The organism is uncultured Aquimarina sp., from assembly GCF_947500065.1.
Taxonomy (GTDB): domain Bacteria; phylum Bacteroidota; class Bacteroidia; order Flavobacteriales; family Flavobacteriaceae; genus Aquimarina.
Window position 1 is genome coordinate 94,342 of the sequence record NZ_CANMQT010000014.1, and the last position, 16,266, is coordinate 110,607.

Annotated in this window: 13 protein-coding genes; 6 read left to right on the plus strand and 7 right to left on the minus strand. The window is 33.4% G+C overall.

What is annotated here, in order from left to right; translation table 11 throughout:
* Nucleotides 1–186: 186 nt before the first annotated feature.
* Genes Q0975_RS25370 through Q0975_RS25390 form a run of 5 tightly spaced genes read right to left on the minus strand, consistent with a single transcriptional unit; the run spans nucleotide 187 to nucleotide 5,807 of the window.
* A complete protein-coding gene (locus Q0975_RS25370) occupies nucleotides 187–1,647 on the minus strand; it encodes a DUF389 domain-containing protein (protein ID WP_299442715.1) in 1,461 nt (486 codons plus the stop codon).
* 1 nt (nucleotide 1,648) lies between these two features.
* On the minus strand, nucleotides 1,649–2,725 hold the full coding sequence (locus Q0975_RS25375; RefSeq protein WP_299442718.1) for a mannose-1-phosphate guanylyltransferase: 1,077 nt from the start codon (nucleotides 2,723–2,725) through the stop codon (nucleotides 1,649–1,651).
* 2 nt (nucleotides 2,726–2,727) lie between these two features.
* Nucleotides 2,728–3,324 carry a SprT-like domain-containing protein gene (locus Q0975_RS25380; protein WP_299442812.1) on the minus strand — a complete coding sequence of 199 codons (597 nt, stop codon included), beginning with the start codon at nucleotides 3,322–3,324 and terminating at the stop codon, nucleotides 2,728–2,730.
* Nucleotides 3,325–3,379: 55 nt separating this feature from the next.
* Nucleotides 3,380–4,240: a DUF4349 domain-containing protein gene (locus Q0975_RS25385; RefSeq protein WP_299442721.1), complete on the minus strand. Its 861-nt coding sequence runs from the start codon at nucleotides 4,238–4,240 to the stop codon at nucleotides 3,380–3,382.
* Between the two features lies 1 nt (nucleotide 4,241).
* Nucleotides 4,242–5,807, minus strand: coding sequence for a VWA domain-containing protein (locus Q0975_RS25390; protein WP_299442724.1), 1,566 nt, complete (start codon nucleotides 5,805–5,807; stop codon nucleotides 4,242–4,244).
* A gap of 365 nt (nucleotides 5,808–6,172) precedes the next feature.
* Here Q0975_RS25390 and Q0975_RS25395 point away from each other — a divergent pair, with 365 nt between their 5' ends.
* The 3 genes from Q0975_RS25395 (at nucleotide 6,173) to Q0975_RS25405 (ending at nucleotide 7,898) form a co-directional block, all read left to right on the plus strand.
* Nucleotides 6,173–6,847 (plus strand): hypothetical protein, encoded by a 675-nt coding sequence (locus Q0975_RS25395; protein WP_299442727.1) that lies wholly within the window; start codon nucleotides 6,173–6,175, stop codon nucleotides 6,845–6,847.
* Nucleotides 6,844–7,317: a hypothetical protein gene (locus Q0975_RS25400; RefSeq protein ID WP_299442731.1), complete on the plus strand. Its 474-nt coding sequence runs from the start codon at nucleotides 6,844–6,846 to the stop codon at nucleotides 7,315–7,317. Before Q0975_RS25395 ends, Q0975_RS25400 begins: the two co-directional genes overlap by 4 nt.
* A gap of 197 nt (nucleotides 7,318–7,514) precedes the next feature.
* A complete protein-coding gene (locus Q0975_RS25405) occupies nucleotides 7,515–7,898 on the plus strand; it encodes a hypothetical protein (protein ID WP_299442734.1) in 384 nt (127 codons plus the stop codon).
* 32 nt (nucleotides 7,899–7,930) lie between these two features.
* Here the strand turns inward: Q0975_RS25405 and Q0975_RS25410 are convergent, their stop codons facing one another.
* Together Q0975_RS25410 and Q0975_RS25415 are read right to left on the minus strand one after the other, a co-directional pair.
* Nucleotides 7,931–8,650 (minus strand): copper homeostasis protein CutC, encoded by a 720-nt coding sequence (locus Q0975_RS25410; protein ID WP_299442737.1) that lies wholly within the window; start codon nucleotides 8,648–8,650, stop codon nucleotides 7,931–7,933.
* Entirely contained in the window at nucleotides 8,647–10,923 is a 2,277-nt protein-coding gene (locus Q0975_RS25415; RefSeq protein ID WP_299442740.1) for a family 20 glycosylhydrolase, read from the minus strand. The genes Q0975_RS25410 and Q0975_RS25415 overlap by 4 nt, the downstream gene beginning before the upstream one ends.
* Before the next feature lie 90 nt (nucleotides 10,924–11,013).
* Between Q0975_RS25415 and Q0975_RS25420 the strand changes: the two genes are divergently transcribed.
* From Q0975_RS25420 to Q0975_RS25430, 3 genes are read left to right on the plus strand one after another with little or no spacing between them, the layout of a single operon-like run.
* The gene (locus tag Q0975_RS25420; protein ID WP_299442743.1) at nucleotides 11,014–13,935 is read left to right on the plus strand and encodes a GH92 family glycosyl hydrolase; all 2,922 of its coding nucleotides are present in this window, start codon (nucleotides 11,014–11,016) and stop codon (nucleotides 13,933–13,935) included.
* 1 nt (nucleotide 13,936) lies between these two features.
* Entirely contained in the window at nucleotides 13,937–14,944 is a 1,008-nt protein-coding gene (locus tag Q0975_RS25425; RefSeq protein ID WP_299442746.1) for an isoaspartyl peptidase/L-asparaginase family protein, read from the plus strand.
* Nucleotides 14,945–14,955: 11 nt separating this feature from the next.
* Nucleotides 14,956–16,263, plus strand: a complete 1,308-nt coding sequence (locus tag Q0975_RS25430; protein WP_299442749.1) for a sugar MFS transporter — start codon at nucleotides 14,956–14,958, stop codon at nucleotides 16,261–16,263.
* Nucleotides 16,264–16,266: the final 3 nt, after the last annotated feature.

Below are 16,266 nucleotides of genomic sequence, written 5' to 3' on the forward strand. Positions count from 1 at the left end.
CAATTTATGGAATAAAAAACACTCTTCGAAGTTTATAAATTCAAAGTGATAGATGACTATATTTAAAACATTACTAAAAAATCAACTTCTATCAATAGTTCTTGATTACAAATACTAAAAATTGACAGTAGATGGGTAAAAAATCTCTTATCCATCTACTATTTTGTAATGGAATACTTAGAAATATCACCTCACCAACAACGTATCAGCCTTCAGCTCACCAGTAATCCACTCTCGGAGATCTTTATTTCTAACATCATTTAAACTATCCGATACTTGGAATTTCCATTGTGGAAAGATAACTTTTACCGTATCAACTTTTAAGAAATTAGATTGTAGTACTTCTCCATATCCCAGTTCGGATAAATCCGGAAAACGGATTTTAGCATCTTTAGCAATATTGTTATAGGGTAATACATCTACAGGAATTACCTTCTGTGCCTCAGCTAATTGGTTTTCCATAAGTGCAAGTCTTATTTTTAAATCTTCGACTTTATCTAATAATGCCTCATTCTCCGTTTCTAAACGATTTATCTCCACAATATATCGATCATTTGCTTTAGAAATTTGGTCTATCCCTCTAGCTTTATTACCTCTGATTGTTAAGTTAAAATCACTTATATTTTCATATTTAAGAATTTCATTTTCAAGGTCACTTTTGGTAGCTTCTGTAATTTCCCCATCAAAAAATAACTTTATAGTTTTGTTATCATAGTCAGGGATTGGCTTTCTAAGGTATAAATCAGGGTTTCCTTCAATTTCTTGTGATATAAAAAGATCATAATCTCCTTCCATCCTACTTTGATTTAAGGTAACAATAAAGGTGTAAATAGCAGGAATCATAACTAATACAGCTGTAAAAGACACTAATCGAGCAGTTAGTTTACGTTTCGCCGAATTAGCATATCGAAGCATTGGAAACCTTAGTAACTTTAATACAATAAATGTTGCTAATGCAATGAAAATAGTATTAATCGTAAACAGGAACATTGCTCCTAAAGCATATTCATAGTTCCCGATAGCTAATCCAAATCCAACCGTACAAAGTGGAGGCATTAAAGCTGTAGCAATTGCCACACCAAAAATCACACTGGCAATGGTTCCTTTTTTTGTTCTAGCAATAATCAATGCTAGTCCTCCAAAAAAAGCTATTAGTACATCTCTAATATCTGGTTTTGTTCGAGCTAATAATTCTGAAGATTCTACTTTTAACGGAAATAAAAAGAAAAATAACCAAGCTGTGAGGATACTAAGAACTACCATCACAGTAAAATTAACTAACGATTTTCTTAGCGTATCAATGTCATTAACTGCAATAGACATTCCTATTCCCAAAATAGGTCCCATTAAGGGTGATATTAACATCGCTCCTATTACAACCGGAATTGAATTAGCATTTAAACCAATAGAGGCAATAAATATAGAACATATCAAAATCCAAGCTGTAGCCCCTTTAAATGGTATATCTGCTTTAATTAACTCTATAGTGCTATCTCTATCTGTATCATGACGAAAATCTAACAACTCTCTTAAAAAAGAGACCGCACTTTTAAATAATCCTTTAGCATCTTGTTTTACTGCTTCTTTATGTTCTTCTACCTTCTTATCCTGAATCTCATCATTAGATTCCTGAGTATTCTCTGCCATATTATCCGTATTTTTCTCCGTAGGTATCTTTTACTTTTTTAAGTACTTGTTTGATATCTTGTTCTTTCTTTTTAGGGTAAATCAGCAGTACTTCTTCTTCATCTACTATAATATAATCCTCTAGTCCATCAACCACCACAATTTTATCTCCAGAGGTTCTGATCATATTACCAGACGCATCTTCTGCCAAAACCCTGGCATTTACCACTGCGTTATTAGCATCTGTTTTATCTAATTTATCGTATAATGAACCCCAAGTACCTAAATCATTCCAATCAAAAGTAGCCGGAAGTACATACACGTTTTCTGCTTTCTCTAAAATAGCATAATCTATAGATATATTTTCTGCAAGCGGATAATTTTTAGCAATAAAATCGTTCTCTTGCTCTGTATTATAGATAAGTGACCCTTTTTCAAACAATGTGGTCATTTCTTTTTGGAATTTAGCAAACGCGTCTACAATACTTTTTACACTCCAAATAAAGATTCCTGCATTCCAGAGATAGTTCCCTTGATCCAAGAATTGCTTAGCAGTTTCATAATTCGGTTTTTCTGTAAACTGTGCTACTTTTTTAATTGCATTAGTTTCTTTATTGTATTGTATATATCCATACCCTGTATTCGGAAAGGTAGGTTGAATACCCAAAGTCATTAGTATATCATTTTCGGAGCAAGCGTCAAAACTTTGCTTTAGATTATCAGTGAACGCATCCTCATCTTCAATCCAGTGATCACTTGGTGCCACTACCATAACTGCATCCGAATTTTCTTTTTGGATTTTTAATGCTGCATATAGTATGCAGGGAGCTGTATTACGCATTGCTGGTTCAGTAACCACTTGTCGCTGCTCTGCTTCTGGCAATTGCTCTAACACCAAATCATTATATCGCTCATTAGTCAGTATAAATATGTTCTCTGCTGGGATAATTTTTGTTAAGCGATTAAACGTTCGCTGAATCAAGGTTTCTCCTGTTCCTAACATGTCGTGAAACTGTTTCGGGAAATCTGTAGTACTTACAGGCCAAAATCGAGATCCTACTCCTCCAGCCATCAAAATGGCGTAATAATTTTTGTTCATAATTAATTTAGTAATTCGACTTCAGCATTGGGGTTAAACAGGTACACTCTACCTGTGCTAATTTCGACACATTCGTAGCGCTTAACGCGCTTATTTCCTTTTTGGAATATCTTTCCGTTATATAACCTAAACTTACTTCCTAAAGGTACTTCAAAGATATAATTTTTATCATTCTCAGGATCATATTGTTTTAGTGCTAATGATAATTTTGCATCCGTATCACTACTTGCTCTTGGATTCTTAAAGTGATTAGCAATCACAGGCAATAATCTGGACGGAAAAACATCTGGATTAATATATGGTAACATCAACTGCTGAAAGGTTCGTTTCCACTCTATTCCGTGAGGTTTGATATAACGTCCATATTTCTCAAAAGCAACTAAATGAGCGATTTCGTGAATCAACGTTATCAAAAAACGATATCCATTAAGAGATGAATTGACGGTTATCAAGTGTCTTCCATCTGGCATTTTTCGATAATCGCCATGACGTGTGGCACGTTCATTAACAATTTTCAGATGAACATTACACTTCACAATCAGATCAAAAGCTGGTTCTATAGCACGCTCAGGGATATATCTAGCCAGAATTTCCTTCATTGTCGCAAAATACAAAATAAAGCGCATCGGACAAATGCGCTTTATTCAAATTATTTCATCTTTTTATCCATTTAAAATAAATAAAAAACATTGCTCCCAACAAGCATAAAGGCCATATATAAAAGAATATCAAGACTAAATATTCCAATAGATTCCAACCAAAGGATACTGCATTTTTTGTTCTATCTAAAAAACTAAGTTGGTACACATCTGGTTCTTCTATAGGAATAACCGTTTCATATACTTCAAACTGAATAGTACTATAAGAAACCCGGTTGGATAAATAATTCAACCGTCCTTGCGCTACTTCTATTTCTTCTTGAAGCATTCTTAAATTATCTTCAGTCAATAAAATATCTTCTACAGTATTTGCTTTGGTCTTTAAAATTGTTTCATAACGTTGTTTGACTTCTAGCTTTGTTTTTAATCTTGATGTAATATCAACATATTCTTCTGTTACATCTTTTGTCGTTATAGTTTTATAATCTACAAAATCCGCAATCGCACAGATACTATCCAATACTTTATCAAAATTCTCTTTGGGAACCCTAATTGTAAATCTATTTTCTTTAGCATAATTAGTATTGGTAAAGTACTCATTGGAAATGTAACCTTTAAACTTTGAAACGATCTCTTTTGATAACAAAGTAGCTTTCTCCACATGACTCACTTTGATGCGACAATTTGCATTTTTAATTATCCTTAACTTATTGGTTATACTTTCTTTTTCAGTTTTTATATTCGTTTCATCTTCTTTTTCCTGTGTTTTCAGAATAGAAGTCTCTTCAATTTCATCCATGGGAAGGCTTTCCGATATATCGCTATACTCTTTTCCTGCCTGAGAACAAGAAAGCACCAATGGCAAAAGACATATTATTAAGAAGCTCTTAATCAATCTCATATGCTCACTTTCCATATTAATTCGCTTTATCATAACTATTCATTAATCTTACAAACTCTGCTCGATATCCCTGTTCATCGTTCCCTCTATTATTTTTCGCTAAAGTGGCGATATCTTCAATATTTTTATTCTGTATATATTTCGAATCTCTCAACTTCATACCATACCAAGCTACAGCAGCAGCAAATTTAAAATCAGTTGACGTTTGTTCATTCCCTTCGGTTTTATGTATATGAGCTATTTCTATACTTTGATTTTCCTTTGGTTTTTTATATCTAAATTTTACCGTAAGTAACTCATCTCCATATGTAGTATCAACAGTTTTATCCGAATATTTTAGATCTGAAACATCTTTAAGATATTTACTTTGTATTCCAATTGGTATTACTTCATACAACGCTGTCACTGTATGTCCGCTACCAAGTTCTCCCGCATCTTTAGTATCATCTACAAAATCCTCATCATTCAGTAATCGGTTTTCATAACCAATCAAACGATATGCTTGCACTTTTGCAGGATTAAACTCGACCTGAATTTTCACATCTTTTGCAATCGTATATAATGTTCCTCCAAACTCAGTTCCCAAAACTCTTTGAGCTTCCTGCATCGAATCGATATATGCATGATTACCGTTACCAGTATCTGCTAGTGTTTCTAGTTTACTATCTTTATAATTTCCCATTCCAAAACCCAGACAGGTAAGAAATACTCCAGATTCTCTCTTTTCTTCAATTAATTCTTTCATCCCCGCATCACTGCTAACTCCTACATTAAAATCGCCATCGGTTGCCAGAATTACTCTATTATTTCCATTTTTGATATAATGATCTTCAGCAATTTTATAAGCAAGTTTAATTCCTTCTCCTCCAGCTGTGGAACCTCCCGCCTGAAGATTATCCAATGCTTCTAGTATCTTTTCTTTGTTTTTCCCACTTGTAGGTTTAAGTATCACTCCTGCGGCACCTGCATATACTACAATAGATACTTTGTCCTTTGCTCTTAATTGCGCTACCAAGAGTTTAAATGCCTTTTTTAGTAATGGCAATTTGTTCATATCATTCATAGATCCAGAAACATCAATTAAAAATACCAGATTAGATGCAGGAAAATTTTCTGTAGGTATTTCTTTTCCTTTTATGCCTATTTTGACTAATTGTGTTTCTTCATTCCAGGGCGTGAATCCTGATTCTGCATGAATAGCAAAAGGATGTTGATCCAATGGTTGTTTATAATCATACTTAAAATAATTTATCATTTCTTCAATTTTTACAGCGTCTTTTGGGATTTCCTGACCGTTATTGATCATTCTACGAATATTGCTATAAGAAGCTTTATCTACATCAATAGAAAAAGTCGATAATGGAGCTAGACTGGCTCTTTTAAAAGCGTTCTCTATTATTTCCTTATACGTCTCATCATCATTCTGAATTTCAAAATCTTGTGTAGCATCCACTTTTTCTTCTAAAACAATACTCTCATGAACAGTGTAACTTCTTTTGGGATATTGGTTGCAAGAACTTATTCCTAAAAAGAATAATCCAAGAAGTATAAATCCGATTTTTTTAATAGTCTTTGTTTTCATATTTATTGTTTTTACCTTGTTAAACTGAAAACAAACATAGTATCATAAAAACGGGTGCTCTTGTATTACCTTTGTAAAACCATTGTAAACTATTTTACAAAACACAAGAACCTAACAATCAAAACAATAATCTTATAAACCCTGAAGAACACATAGCATTTTCTCATCTTAAAAAAGCGGTTACTCAACAGTTTTTAAAGGAGAATACTGCCTCTAGTGATGATATTTCTCAATGGAAAGGCCAGGATATTATTTTATTTCAAGAAGATTTACGGAAACAAATAAAGGGTAGTATTAGTGAAAAATCTTTCTACAGTTATTTTAAAAATACAACAGAAAAGTTACCGCGTGTAGATATCCTTAATATGCTGTCCGAATACTGTGGTCATAAAAATTGGGCTCATTTTAAAGCGCCGAATTCTCAGAAGAAAATTCAGAAAAAAAATCGTTTAATTCCCAAATTGGTTATTTTTTTATTAATCGGGATTGTATTTATTACCTCAGCTTACTTTTTAATCCCAAAAGCACACACCTTTAGCTTTTGTTTTATTGATCAGGACAGAAATCTACCCATTACCAAAAATCCTATTGATATTATAATATTGAATGATAAACAATCTCCTTTTTATGTGAAAAGCGATAGTCTTGGATGTTTTAAATGGAGTACAAAAGATGATTACATTCATTTTATAATCAAATCACCCTATCATAGGACAGATACCATCTTTAGAACTGTTTCTACCATTATTAATGAAAACATAACAGTTAGTACAGATGATTATGCTTTAATGTTACATTATTATGCTAATGGTAAACTTGAAGATTGGAAAAACAGAAAAAATGAATTATCCAAAATGATTGCTAATGACGCTACCATATTTCAGGTATTGCCATCTGGTCTAGGTATCGAAGTATACTCAAAAAATGAATTTATAGATAAGCTTACTACGCCTATAAAGAGTTTGAAAAATATTGAAATCATTGAATCCAAAAGATATAAAGGGCAAATTGTGAAACTAAAATTCCGAGTGAAATCATGAAACAATTTGTGTATCTCATATCATCATTACTGCTTATAGGTTGTGCAAACAGCTCTAACAAAATGATGGAAATTAACAAAACAGCTGCTGATGAAATTTATGTAGAAGAAAAAGCCTCATTTGACATATTAGAAGATGCATATGCTGTTTTAATCTCTGAAAAATTACAAGATCATCTAGACAAGCAAATACTTGCGGAGCAGCATCCAGAGTTTAAGGCTCATGAGAAAGACACAAAACTATTTAATCTAAAAAACATAAAAGAAATAGAGCAGATTAAATTTATCGGACAACCCGAAATACTCTCTGATTCAATTACTAAAATAATCACTCAGGTTCATTTTGGCAACACCAAAACTGATACTATTATTTCCTATATAAAAACCTCTTTCACAATGATTGATGGTGTTAAATTTAAAACATCTAAAGCGGCTTTTGAAAGGGTGAAATCGTTAAAAAAAATTGACTAAAACACTTTTCTTAACATAATTTTTACGGTTTTTCCATCTTACAACAAACACAAAACCTTTCATTTTCAGGTTTTTTATCGAAAAAAAATTAACATTTGTCGAGTATCTGTTCATTTTAACTCATTGTTAATCAATTATTAATATTTTTGACTCCCTGATTTTAACATTTTATAAAGAAAACTTAACAATCAAACGTCATGAGAGCTTTTATAATTTTACTATTACTTTTTATTTGTACTACGGGTATAGCACAGCCACAAGTTGAAGACCAAGATCCGAAAGAGAAATTGAAATTAGTGGAAGCACAACTAGAGGAAGTAAATAAAAGGTTAGAAGAGCTGGCGGAACAAAGAGCAGTTCTTTTACAGCAAGAACTTAATCTTAGTAATTATGCTAGTGATCGTATAAAAAAAGTAATCATAAAATATTCTATTAAGGCTAACAAAGTAATTCAGTCCAATGCTTCAACTAATGAAAAAACAAAGAACTTAAGTAATATAGTTTATTTTCAGAATGAGGAGTTTAAAAAAGTACTTACCGTACATCAGTTTTACAAATACCTGAAACTTACTGATATTTAATAACCTGATTTAATTTATCGCAAAAGATTTTATTATAGAAGGTTTTTGATCCTTATCATCTTATCATAGTCAGATGTAGCTACTACGGTTTCATCAAAAAACCGAATGCTATTCATTGTAACCTTTGGATGCTGCATTACTTGTTCTAGAGAAGTTGCAGAAAAATGAATTTCTTCAAAACCTGCTTCCTTAAATGTCAAGACATTTTCTACATTGATTCCACTTCCTGGCATTATGATCAAGTTGGGTTTTGATAGTTGTAATGCATTTTTAAGCAACTCTATACCTTCTATTGCGGATGCTTCTTGTCCTGAAGTTAATATTCTTTCTACTCCAATAGCTATTAATTGCTTTAAAGATTCTAACGGTTCAGGTACCCAATCAAATGCACGATGAAAGGTAAATGATAATGGCTTAGAAAGCGTTATCAATTCTTGAGTTCTAATACTATCAATAGTATTATCATTCTTCAAAACACCAGAAACGATACCTTTGCAACCGATACTTTTACAAAATTCGATATCTTTCTTCATTACATCAAACTCATCTGATGTATACGTGAAATTTCCACTTCTTGGTCTTATTAACACAAATACTGGTATCGATAATTTCTGGACTACTTTTTCAATCAATCCATGTGATGGTGTAATTCCTCCGACTGCTAATTCTACACACAATTCTATTCTATCAGCTCCTGCCTTTTCGGCATTCACTGCAGATTGATATGAATTTGCACAAATTTCTATTTTCATTCTACAACTATTTCATCTATAAAAGTCCAAGCTTGATTTCCTGAACCTTGCTGTCCATCAGGGATCAGCCCATATTTTTTTATCTCTAACTTGACATATCTAGCTTTTTCTCCTCCGTAATTCTGAATAACCTGAGTGGTTAGTTTTGTGTCTTTTTGAAATAATTGCTCTAGTCCTACTTCAAGTTGGTTTTCCATATGTTCATTCAACAATGAGATTTTAACTCCTTCAGGTCTATAAATCCATTGCCCATTTGCTTCAAAAAAACGAGTAGAAACCTTATAAATCTCTATCTCTTTACCTAGATCGATCATAATTTCTAGATCATCTCCCCAAAAACCCAACCACTCCTTATCACCAAAACGAGTGTTACTTCCATTGACACTATTGATTAATGCCTCCTTACCACCAGCGCTATATGCTTTATGCGGTGCAACATTCAGCGTTATTTCAGCACCAACTGCTTTATGATAATCCAATTCTTGAGTAAAGACATTTCCCAACAACTTATCATTATTAAATACGCCAGCTCTGATATTCATATCTCTACGGATTAATAACGGTTTGTCATATACTTCAGAGGAACCAATAGGATCACTACCATCCAATGTATATCGGATAGTATTATCATTCATTAAGGTTTCTAAACTATAAAGGAGTTGTTCTTTTTCATTTTTCAGGTTTCCATTAACCTCATACAAATGATTTGCATAATTCACACCCAGAGTATCCAATCTATTATTAAAATTAGCTAACCTAGACACAAAATCTATATAGTTTTTATTTTTATCAGTTGTCCATACTACTTCGCTTAGTGCTATTGCTCTTGGAAAAGCCATATATTCTACTTTATCATATGTAGGCATATATTCTGTCCACACATTACCTTGTGCCCCTAAGACATGCTTTTCTTCTGAAGCATTCATCCCTTCTGGAATTGGATTAAAATCATATACTTTTTCGAGTGGTAAAAATCCACCGATTGCTAGTGGTTCATTTTCATTATCACTTTGATAATAATCAAAATAACAATTAGAGGTGGGAGAAAGTATTAAATCATGACCGTCTTTTGCCGCTTCAATGGCTCCATCCGTTCCTCTCCAAAACATCACCGTGGCATTAGGAGCAAGCCCTCCTTCGAGTATTTCATCCCAACCAATAATCTGCTTCCCTTTGCTATTGATGTATTTCTCCATTCTAGCTATAAAATAGCTTTGCAAACCACGTTCATCCTTAAGCCCTTTTTCTTTTATCAATTGTTGACAATGATTACAGGATTTCCATTTCGTTTTAGGAGCTTCATCACCACCAATATGAATATATTTTCCAGGAAATAAATCAATTACCTCATCCAGTACATTTTCTAAAAAAGCAAAGGTCTTTTGATTGGGACAATACACCTCTTCAAAAACACCCCATTTAGTAGCCACTTTAACTTCTTCGCCAGAACATCCTAATTCAGGATATGCTGCAATTGCGGCTTGAGAGTGTCCAGGCATTTCTATTTCCGGAATAACAGTAATATTTCTTGATGTAGCAAATGCTACTACTTCTTTAATTTCTTCTTGTGTATAAAACCCTCCATAACGTTTACCATCAAATTGATGCGGCTGATCGTTATAATGACCTATCAATGTTTCTTCACGATATCCACCAATTTCAGTAAGTCTTGGATATTTTTTTATCTCTATACGCCAACCTTGATCTTCTGTAAGATGCCAATGAAATGTATTCATCTTAAGCATGGCAAGCATATTAATATACTTTTTGATTTCTGAAATAGAAAAGAAATGTCTACCCACATCCAAATGCATTCCGCGATACGAAAATCTAGGAGCATCTAAAACTGTCATTGCTTTAATCGCAAACTCTTCTTCAGAACAAGAGCCATTTTCGAAACATTCGGGTAATAATTGTCGTAATGTTTGTATGGCATAAAAAGCTCCTTTTTCGGTACTTGATTGTATTTTTATATCAGTTTTCGAAATAAAAAGACGATATGCTTCGTCATTTATAATTGTTTCGTCTTTCTCTAAAATGATACTGTTTTTTTCTATATCTGTAGTCAATTTTAAAGAATTACCTCTTCCTTTTTTTATATAAGCATCAAAATATTTGGCAGTTTCTTTTAAATCTTCATCATATTGAAGTACCGTTTCTTCATTTAGTATAAAAACACCATCTTCTAATTCTTGATGAAAAGGAGTCGGAATAATTTGTGGTTTAATTGGGGGGTTTTTCTTTTTTTCGAAACCTAAACAAAAAAGCAACATAGTTATGGCACAAACCCTTATGATATTATTACACGATTTAATTATCATTTTTATTACATTAGAAGTTTAAAAATAACTATCTATTTTTACATGAGAGCATTCTGCACTGTATTTACAATTTTAATCCTTTCAGGATTCTATTCTTGTAAAAAGGAAATCAAAATAAAAACCGCACAAAATAATACTCCTCTTACCACATATGTAAACCCTTTTATAGGAACTGGAGGCCACGGACACACATATCCGGGTGCTAGTATGCCGTTTGGGATGATGCAATTAAGTCCTGACACTCGATTAGATGGTTGGGATGGTTGTTCAGGTTATCATTATAGCGATAGTTATATCTATGGTTTTTCACATACCCACCTAAGTGGTACAGGAGTTTCTGATTACGGAGACATCCTACTAATGCCAACCAATGAAATAAATTTTAATAATGGAGCTAACGGCAAGAAAGGGTATCGTGCTCATTTCTCACATGATAATGAAAAAGCATCTCCAGGATATTATGAAGTTCATTTAGACTCCACTAATATAGAAGTGGCATTAACAGTAACCCAAAGAGCTGGGATGCATAAATACCTTTTCCCACCAAAAGAAAAACAAATTATAATCCTTGATTTAGTACATAGGGATCAAGTATTGGATCATCAAATAAACATAATTTCTGATACAGAGATCAATGGATATCGACACTCCAAAGCCTGGGCAGAGAAACAACTATTATTTTATCATATCAAATTTTCTAAGCCTATTAAGAGTACGCAATCTACGGAAGATAGGAAAAAAATGGCTTTTGAATTTGACAACACATCAAACGACCCCATCTTTATTACCATAGGTATTTCAGCAGTTGACGAGCAAGGAGCTTTAAAAAACTTAGAAGAAGAAATAGGAATCAAAACATTTGATCAGGTAAAAGATACCGCTCAAAGCACTTGGGAAAACCAGTTACGTAAGATTGTAATTGAAAGTACTAACAACGATTACAAAACTAATTTTTACACCTCACTGTATCATTCCATGCTTGCTCCTAACCTTTATCAAGATGTAGACGGTAGATATCGAGGTATGGATTTAAAAATCCACCAAAATTCTAATTTCGATTATTATTCTGTATTCTCATTTTGGGATACGTATAGAGCTGCACATCCTTTGTATACTATTATAGAACAAGATCGAACTAATGATTTCATCAATACATTTCTTGCTAAATATGATGAAGGTGGCATTATGCCTATCTGGGATTTAGCAGGTAATTATACACATTGTATGATTGGATATCACGCAGTTCCTGTAATTGCAGATGCTTATCTGAAAGGAATTATTGATTATGATTCAGAAAAAGCTTTTGAAGCTATGAAACACAGTGCGACAAGAGACAAATTAGGATTAAAATCTTATAAAAAATTCGGATATATCCCTGTAGAGGAAGAAAGTGAATCTGTTTCCAAAACTTTAGAATATGCCTATGATGATTGGACGATTGCACAAATGGCAAAAGCCATGAATAAACCGGAAGATGTAGCAGAGTTTACAAAAAGAGCACAGAATTATAAAAATGTATTTGACCCTTCTACAAAATTCATGCGCGGCAGATATAGAAATACTTGGTTCGCTCCTTTTGATCCTTATGAAGTAAACTTTAATTATACAGAAGCCAATTCCTGGCAATACAGTTTTTATGTTCCCCAAGATATTAATGGGTTTATAAATTTATTAGGAGGCAAAAAAGCATTAGAGAAACAATTAGACACCTTATTTTCTGCAAATAGTAATACTTCTGGATCACATCAAGTAGACATTACAGGACTTATCGGACAATATGCGCATGGAAATGAACCTAGTCATCATATGGCCTATCTCTATAATTACGTAAACAAACCTCATAAAACTCAGGAAAAAGTTCATCAAATTCTTACAGAATTATACACTAATACTCCTGATGGAATCTCTGGGAATGAAGATTGTGGACAGATGAGTGCCTGGTATGTTTTTAGTAGCCTTGGTTTTTATCCTGTAACTCCAGGATCCAACGATTATATTATTGGAACACCTCTTTTTGATACAGCTACGATACATCTTGAAAATGGAAAAGAATTTACTATTATCGCTAATAATCTTTCTACAGAAAATAAGTACATCGCTTCTGCTAAATTAAACAATAAGCAATATCCTTTTTCCTACCTAAAACATAAAGATATTATTACAGGAGGAGCCTTAATTTTTGAAATGACCAATACACCCACTGAATGGGCTACGAAAGATACATACATTCCAAGTACTGAAATTGAAGAACATATCATTATTACGCCACCTTTTATTGCCAAAGGTGAAATCGCATTTAAAGAAAAAACAACAATTGCATTGCAAAGTATTGACTCAAACGCAATCATCCACTACAGTCTTAATGATACTCTATTCAAAAAATATAATGAGCCTATAGAAATTTCATCTCCTGCAATTCTAAAAACATATGCTTCTCTAGATGGATTAAAAAGTACTGTCATTTCTACAGAATTCTTTAAGATAGATGCTAATCTTTCGATTGAATTAAAAAATGAGTATGCCAATAGATATAACGGCGGCGGTCCCAATGCACTTATAAATGGTATTAAAGGGACTACAGATTATCGATCTGGATCCTGGCAAGGTTTCCATAACAGTGATTTAATTGCTACTATAGATTTAGGGAAAACTAAAGAAATTAATACAGTTTCTATAGGTTTTCTCGAGGATCAACGAAGTTGGATCTTTTACCCAAAGAAAATTGAAATATGGATTTCTAAAGATGGTGAAATCTGGAAACCATTATCCAAAAATGAAATAGAAAAAGAACCAATTAGTAACGAAACGGCTAGCATTCACGTTGTAGAAAGAAAATTTGCTAAACAACAAGCACGCTATGTAAAAATTCAAGCTAAAACTGTTGGAGACATCCCCAAATGGCATTTAGGAAGTGATCATAATGGAAAAGCTTGGATTTTTGCGGATGAAATAATTATCAAGTAGTATGAAGAGACGTCAATTTATTCAAAACACAGCACTTACTAGTGTTGGCCTCACTGTTGGATCCACCATTATAGGTTGTAAAGAAAATCCGAATCAGTTAGTCGAACAAGAAAAAAACACAACTATGAACATGTCTAATCCTTCTCCTATTGCCATCTGCACTTGGCGTTTCACCAAAGCAAATGCTGCAGCCGGTGCAGCCTTAGCAGCTGGAAAATCTGCTCTTGACGCTGTTATTGAAGGAGTTGCTATTGAAGAAGAAAATATAAAAAACACTACTGTAGGAAAAGGTGGCGCTCCAGATCGAGAAGGTAATGTAACCTTAGATGCCTGCGTTATGAATTCTGATGGTGATTGCGGTGCTGTCGTTTGTGTAGAGAATATTACTAATGTTGCTGCATTAGCCAGAAAAGTTATGGAAGATACTCCGCATGTAATATTAGCAGGTGAGGGAGCAGAAGAATTTGGATATCGTAATGGTTTCAAAAAAGAAAACTTACTTACAAATGAATCAAAATTAGCGTGGGAAGAATGGAAGAAATCTCCAGAATATAAACCTATCATTAATATTGAAAATCACGATACCATCGGTATGTTAGCTATGGACAATAACGGAGATATTGCCGGTGCTTGTACCACCTCTGGGTTATCATATAAGATGAAAGGTCGTGTTGGGGATTCACCAATTATAGGATCAGGATTATTTATTGACAATGAAGTTGGTGGTGCTGTTGCGACTGGAATGGGAGAAGAAGTTTTAAAAACCGTAGGTAGTTTTCTAATTGTAGAACTTATGCGAAATGGATCAAGCCCTCAAAAAGCTTGTGAAGAAGCTATCCGAAGAATCGTTACTAAAAATGATCGTTATAAAGATTTTCAGATTGCCTATATCGCCATGAATAAATCTGGAGAAGTTGGTCATTATTGTATCCACGAAGGGTTTACGATGATGAAATATCAAGATGGAAATAATGAAAACATTCCAACAAATTTTTATAATAAAGCATAAACTATTTTACAATGAATCAATCAAAATCTTACCGAAGTGCTTTTATCATTATTACCATATTATTCTTTTTATGGGGGTTTATAACAGTGTTAGTAGATTCTTTAATTCCTAGATTAAGAGATGTATTCGAACTCTCTTATTTTCAGGCTGGATTGGTTCAATTTGCTTTTTTCACAGCATTCTTTGTATTATCAGTTCCTGCAGGTTTTATACTATCCAAAATAGGGTATAAAAAAGGAATCATTTTAGGCCTAACTACCATGGCCGTTGGATGTTTACTTTTTTACCCTGCATCTTCTTATCGTTTTTTTAGTGTGTTTTTATTAGGGTATTTCACGCTCGCAGGAGGTATCACCATTCTACAAGTAGCAGCTAATCCATATGTTGCATTACTAGGTAGTGAAGATGGGGCTGCTAGTCGTCTTAATCTATCCCAAGCATTTAATTCTCTTGGAACGGCCATTGCACCAGTTGTAGGAGCCATCTTTTTATTAAGCGACTCTGTGAAATCTTCTGAAGAAATCCACGTTTTAACAGATACTCAGAAAGACACCTATTATGCTGCTGAAGCGGCTACTGTACAAACTCCCTTTATAATGATTGCAGGTTTTATACTATTGCTTGTAATCCTGTTTAGGTTTATCAAATTACCTACACTCATGAAAGAAAGTCCAAAAGATGGATATGGTAGACTTTTACGAAACAAAGTAATGCTTCTGGGTGCACTAGGAATATTTGTATATGTAGGTGCAGAAGTTGCTATTGGTAGTTATTTGGTTAATTATTTCTTGGATATGAATTTAGTATCGGTAATTAAGGATACTCCTTTTATGAAAAACCTGTGTGAACGTATTCTAAACTCTGACTTAACTACTATGGACGGTAAAGCAATTGTGGGAGCCTTTGTAGTTTTTTATTGGTCTGGAGCTATGATTGGGCGGTTTATCGGAGCGTACCTTACTAGGATTATGTCGCCAGGAAAAGTGTTAAGCATTTTTGCCGGACTTGCGATCACCATGCTTTTGATATCCATGAATACTGCTGGACTTGTCGCTATGTGGTCCATACTAGCTGTTGGATTATTCAACTCTATTATGTTTCCAACCATATTTACCCTTGCATTAGACGGATTAGGAGATTTAAAACCACAAGCTTCAGGATTATTATGTATGGCAATAGTAGGTGGTGCATTGATCCCTCCTTTCTATGGATTTTTGACCGATAATATTGGGTTTAAAATGGCCCTATTACTAGTAATAGTATGCTATGCCTATATTTTATTCTATGGGTGGTTAAAAAACAAAAAGACACTTGTTTAACGT